The 5,298-nt window shown below is 72.8% G+C and carries 5 protein-coding genes; 4 read left to right on the top strand and 1 reads right to left on the bottom strand.

Features of this window, described 5'->3' with window-relative positions; all coding sequences use genetic code 11:
• Positions 1-232 precede the first annotated feature (232 nt).
• The 4 genes from ACWEN3_RS40765 (at position 233) to fabI (ending at position 3,942) form a co-directional block, all read left to right on the top strand.
• Positions 233-1,333, top strand: a complete 1,101-nt coding sequence (locus ACWEN3_RS40765) for a fatty acid desaturase family protein (RefSeq protein WP_452982060.1) — start codon at positions 233-235, stop codon at positions 1,331-1,333.
• A 124-nt stretch (positions 1,334-1,457) separates the two neighbouring features.
• Positions 1,458-2,825 (top strand): MFS transporter, encoded by a 1,368-nt coding sequence (locus ACWEN3_RS40760; protein ID WP_452982057.1) that lies wholly within the window; start codon positions 1,458-1,460, stop codon positions 2,823-2,825.
• 23 nt (positions 2,826-2,848) lie between these two features.
• The gene (gene fdxA / locus ACWEN3_RS40755; protein WP_452982054.1) at positions 2,849-3,178 is read left to right on the top strand and encodes a ferredoxin; all 330 of its coding nucleotides are present in this window, start codon (positions 2,849-2,851) and stop codon (positions 3,176-3,178) included.
• Positions 3,175-3,942: an enoyl-ACP reductase FabI gene (fabI, locus tag ACWEN3_RS40750; protein ID WP_452982051.1), complete on the top strand. Its 768-nt coding sequence runs from the start codon at positions 3,175-3,177 to the stop codon at positions 3,940-3,942. Before fdxA ends, fabI begins: the two co-directional genes overlap by 4 nt.
• Before the next feature lie 54 nt (positions 3,943-3,996).
• On the opposite strand, the gene serS is transcribed toward fabI, so the two are convergent.
• Positions 3,997-5,253, bottom strand: a complete 1,257-nt coding sequence (gene serS, locus ACWEN3_RS40745) for a serine--tRNA ligase (protein WP_452982062.1) — start codon at positions 5,251-5,253, stop codon at positions 3,997-3,999.
• Between the last annotated feature and the right edge of the window lie 45 nt (positions 5,254-5,298).

Raw genomic sequence — 5,298 nt, 5'->3', positions numbered from 1 at the left:
CACTTCGCTCGCTTAATCTCTTTGATGGGTGTGGCGGAGTTCGGCTGGGGCGGTGAGACCCGCGCCGGCTAGGGGGGCACAGTGCGGTGCCCCCGGGCCCGGATCCGCCCGGCGGCGGCAGCCCGCGACGCCGACCGCACGCGGGAGCCGACGTCGACTCGCGGCGCCCGCAGGTCCGCGGGCCGGCGGCGCCGCCGCCCGATCCGGACACTTCTCCCAAGGAGAGCTACGCATGCAGCGTCCGCACATCCAACAAGCCGTGGCCGCGGCCGCGCCGGGCGGCGAACGCACCGGCGCCTCGGCCACGTTCGCCGAACTGCTCAAACGGGTCAAGGCCGAGGGCCTCCTCGACCTGGATCCGCGGTACTACGTGGGCAAGCTGGCCCTCAACACCACCCTGCTGCTGATCGGCTTCGCCGTCTTCTTCGAGCTCGGCGACTCCTGGTGGCAGCTCGTCACGGCCCTGTGGATGGGCCTGTGCGGCGGCCAGTCGGCGTTCATGTGGCACGACGCCGGCCACAAGGCCATGTTCCGCGGCAAGAAGGCCGCCTCCGCCGTCGGCTACATCCACGCCAACCTCGTCAACGGGGTCAGCTACGGCTGGTGGGTCAACCACCACAACCGGCACCACAGCAACCCCAACCACCTCGACATGGACCCGGACATCGGCCGGCGCACCGCCATCTTCGACATCAAGCAGTACGCGAGCCGCAAGGGCACCCAGAAGTTCGTCGTGCGCTACCAGAGCGTGCTGTTCTTCGTGCTGCTCGTGCTCGAGGGCTTCAAGATGCTGAAGACGGCGTTCCTGTCCATCGTCCAGGGCAAGACCAAGCGGCCCGCGCTGGAGACGTTCCTGCTCCTGCTGCGCGCCGCCGTCTATCTGACCTGCGTCTTCACCGTCCTGTCCCCGGCGCTCGCGGTCGCCTTCATCGTGGTGCAGCACGCCTCCCTCGGCGTGTACTTCGGGATGATCTTCGCCCCGAACCACAAGGGCATGCAGATCCGCGACGGCGAGGAGGAGACCCTGGACTGGCTGCAGCGCCAGGTCCTCACCTCCCGCAACATCCGGCCCAGCCTGCTGATCGACTTCCTCTACGGCGGCCTCAACTACCAGGTCGAGCACCATCTGTTCCCGGCCATGCCGCAGAAGAGCCTGCCCCGCGCCCGCGAACTGACCATGCAGTACTGCGCCGAGCGGGGGGTGCCCTACCACGAGGTCGGGTTCTGGGCCTCGTACCGCGAGGTCGCCTCCTATCTGCACGAGGTCAGCGCGCCCGTGCGGCGCGGTGACGTGGAGGAGCAGCTCCGCCGCCGTGCCATGGAAGCGGCCTGACCCTCCGGCCCCGCGCCCCGCACCCCACCTACCCCCACACCCGGCCCCCGGGCCGCACGCCCGGGCCCGCCGGTGGCCCGGGCGGTTCCTTCCCCAGGAGCAACGCACACAAGGAGCCAGCCCCATGTCCCAGACCACCGCGGCGGCGGGCGGTCTCACCGCTCCCGCCCCGATCGGCGCCCGGCTGGACCGTATGCCGATCACCCCCCTGCACCGCAGACTCACGGCGGTCATCGGCGTCGGCCTGTTCTTCGACACCTTCGAGAACAACCTGTCGGGCACCATCGGCAAGGTGCTGCAGAGCGACTTCGGCTTCGGCGCGACCTCGCTCAAGCTCGTCCTGGCCTCCGCGTTCGTGGGCCAGTTCATCGGTTCCCTGACGCTCGGCCGGATCGCCGACCGGTTCGGCCGGCGCCGGGCCTTCCTGATCAACCTCGCCCTCTACTCGGCCTGTTCCCTGCTCGGCGCCTTCTCCCCGAACGCCGCCTGGCTGATCGTCACCCGCTTCCTCGCCGGGCTCGGCATCGGCGCCGAACAGGCCCTGTCCGACTGCTACCTGGCCGACGTGCTGCCCGCGGCCAAGCGCGGCCGGTTCATCGCCTGGGCCTACACCCTCGCCTTCTGCGGGGTGCCCGCGGTCGGCTTCGCCGCCCTGTGGCTGGTGCCGCTGACCCCGCTCGGGGTGGCCGGCTGGCGCTGGCTGTTCGTGCTCGGCGCCCTCGGCTCGGCCGCGGTGTGGGGCCTGCGCCGGCGGCTCATCGAGTCCCCGCGCTGGCTGGCCGCCATCGGCCGCACCGCGGAGGCCGAGCGGCTGGTCTCCCGCATGGAGGCGGAGGCGGCGGGCCGCGGGCTGCCGCTGGAGAAGCCCGCGCCGCCGCCCGCGACCCCCGAGGAGCACCCGCGCCTGCGGGACGTCCTCGGACCCGGCCTGCGGCGCCGCACCCTCGTGCTGTGGGTCTTCTGCGTGCTGTCCGTCGTCGGCTACTACGGCTTCGGCACCCTCGCCCCGCAGATCGTCGCCGCCAAGGGCTACGGCATCGTCGCCGGCCTCGGGTTCACCGCGCTGTCCTTCCTCGGCTACCCGGTGGGCTCCGCGCTCGCCCTGCCGGTCGTCGACCGCGTGGAGCGCCGCGCCCTCGTCGCCCTGTCGGCCGCCGCGATGGTCGCCGCCGGACTGGGCTTCGCCCGGGCGGACTCCGCGCCGCTGATCGTGGCGTGCGGCTTCGCCTACACCCTGTTCAGCAACGTCTTCTCCAGCGTCTCGCACGTCTACCTGTCCGAGCAGTACCCGACCGCGATCCGCGCCACCGCCTCCGGCGCCGCCTACTCGCTGTCCAAACTCAGCGCCGCCGCGCTGCCGTTCGTCCTGCTGCCGGTGCTCGACGCACACGGCCCCGGCGCCCTGTTCACCGTCATCGCCGCCGCCATGGCCGTCCTCGCCGCCACCGTGCTGACCCTCGGCGAGCGCACCACCGGCGCCCCCCTCGAATGAACCGACATCAGGAGGAGTTGAGAATGGCCTACGTCATAGGGCTGCCCTGCGTCGACGTCAAGGACCGCTCCTGCATCGACGAATGCCCCGTGGACTGCATCTACGAGGGCCGCCGCGCCCTCTACATCCACCCGGACGAATGCGTGGACTGCGGCGCCTGCGAACCGGTCTGCCCGGTCGACGCCATCTACTTCCAGGACGACCTGCCCGAGGAGTGGGGCGACGACCACGCGGCCTCCAACGCCGGGTTCTTCGCCGCCCTCGGCTCGCCCGGCGGCGGCAGCGCGCTCGGCCCCCAGGACCACGACTCGCCGCTGGTGAGCGCGCTGCCCAAGGGGGTGACGGTGGCATGAGCGGCATCCTCGCCGGCAAGCGGATCCTGGTGACCGGACTCGTCACGGACGCCTCCATCGCCTTCCACGTGGCCCGCATCGCCCAGGAGGAGGGCGCCGAGGTCCTGCTCACCGGCTTCGGCCGGCTCTCCCTCATCGAGCGGTTCGCGGGCAAGCTCCCCGGGCCCGCCCCGGTGATCGAGCTGGACGTCACCGACCAGGGCCACCTGGACACCCTCGCCGAGCGGATCGGCGCCCACACCGACTCCCTCGACGGCGTCGTCCACTCCATCGCCTACGGACCCCAGGGCGCCTTCTCCTTCCTCGACGGCACCTGGGACGACGTGTCGAGAGCCGTGCACGTCTCGGCGTACTCCCTCAAGTCCCTCACCACGGCCTGCCTCCCGCTGCTGCGGCGGCGCGGCGGCTCCGTCGTCGGCCTCACCTTCGACGCGGCCGTGGCCTGGCCGCACTACGACTGGATGGGCGTCGCCAAGGCCGCGCTGGAGTCCACCAGCCGCTACCTCGCCCGCGACCTCGGCGGCGACGGCATCCGCTGCAACCTGGTCGCGGCCGGCCCGCTGCGCTCCATGGCCGCCAAGTCCATCCCGGGCTTCGCCGAGCTGGCCGACGTGTGGACCACCGGGCGGGCCCCGGCCGGCTGGGACCTCACCGACCCGGAACCGGCCGCCCGCGGGGTCGTCGCCCTGCTCTCGGACTTCTTCCCCCGCACCACCGGCGAGATCGTCCACGTGGACGGCGGGGTGCACATGACGGGCGCGTGAGCGGCAACGGGAAGGGGGCGGGAGCCGGACCGGCTCCCGCCCCCTTCCCGTGTCTCACTCGGTCTTGCCGCCCGGCAGGATGCGCCGGAACCCGGTGTACGGGACCAGCGCCTCGGGCAGGAGCACCGAACCGTCGTCCTGGACACCCTGCTCCAGCAGCGCGGCGACGGTGCGGCCGATGGGCAGGGCCGAGCCGTTCAGGGTGGCGGCCGGCGTCTTGCGGCCGTCGGCCCGCTTGACCCGGATGTCCGCGCGGCGGGCCTGGAAGGTGCCGCAGTCGGACACCGAGGAGATCTCCCGGTAGGAGCCGCCACCGGGCAGCCACACCTCGATGTCGTACGTCATCCGCGCCGAGAAGCCCATGTCGCCCGCGGGCAACAGCACGGTGCGGAAGGCGAGTTCGAGGCGGCCGAGGCACTCCTCGGCGTGCGCGACCATCAGCTCCAGCTGCTCCTGCGCCTGTTCCGGCGCGCAGATCCGCACCAGCTCGACCTTCTCGAACTGGTGCAGCCGCAGCACACCCCGGGTGTCCCGGCCGTACGCCCCCGCCTCCGCGCGGAAGCAGGGGGTGCGGGCGGTGAAGGCGTACGGCAGTGCGCGCGCGTCCAGGAGCTGTCCGGCCACCAGGTTGGTCAGCGGCACCTCGGCGGTCGGGATCAGGAACAGCTCCCGGTCGCCGACCTGGGTGCGGAACAGGTCCTCCTCGAACTTGGGGAGCTGTCCCGTGCCGGTCATGGTGTCGCGGCCGACCAGGAACGGCACCGACTGCTCGGTGTAGCCGTGCTCGCGGGTGTGCAGGTCGAGGAAGAAGTCGCCGAGGGCCCGCTCCAGCCGGGCGCCGGCGCCGTGGGCGACGCTGAACCGGGCGCCGGACAGTCTGGCCGCGGCGGGGGAGTCGAGGATGCCGAGCGCCTCGCCGATCTCGGCGTGGTGCCGGGCCCCGGCCGCCGGACGCGGCTGCGGGCCGCCCCGCCGTATCTCCACGGCCTCCTTCTCCGAGTCGCCGTCCGGGACGGTGTCCAGCGGGAGGTTGGGGATGCCGAGCAGCAGCCCGGTCAGCTCACCGGCTGCCGCGCGGGCGGCGGTCTCCGCCTGCTGCACCTCGGCGCGCAGGGCGCGGGCGGCCTCCTTCTCGGTCTCGGTGGGCGGCCCGGAACGGCGCGCCTTGGCCGTCCGGTTCAGCTCGGTGCGCAGCCGGGTGACCTCGGTCTGCGTGGCCGAGCGGGCGCGCAGTGCGCCGGTCACGGCCTCGAGGTCGAGGTCGTGGCGGCGGCGGGCCGGGAAGCTGTACGAACAGGCCGGCTGCCCCACCGGCGCGGCGCACGCGGCCGCGTCGGAGGCCTGGACGATGCTCCA

This window comes from Streptomyces sp. NPDC004561, assembly GCF_053602155.1.
This window is presented reverse-complemented; position numbering and strand designations above follow the sequence as displayed.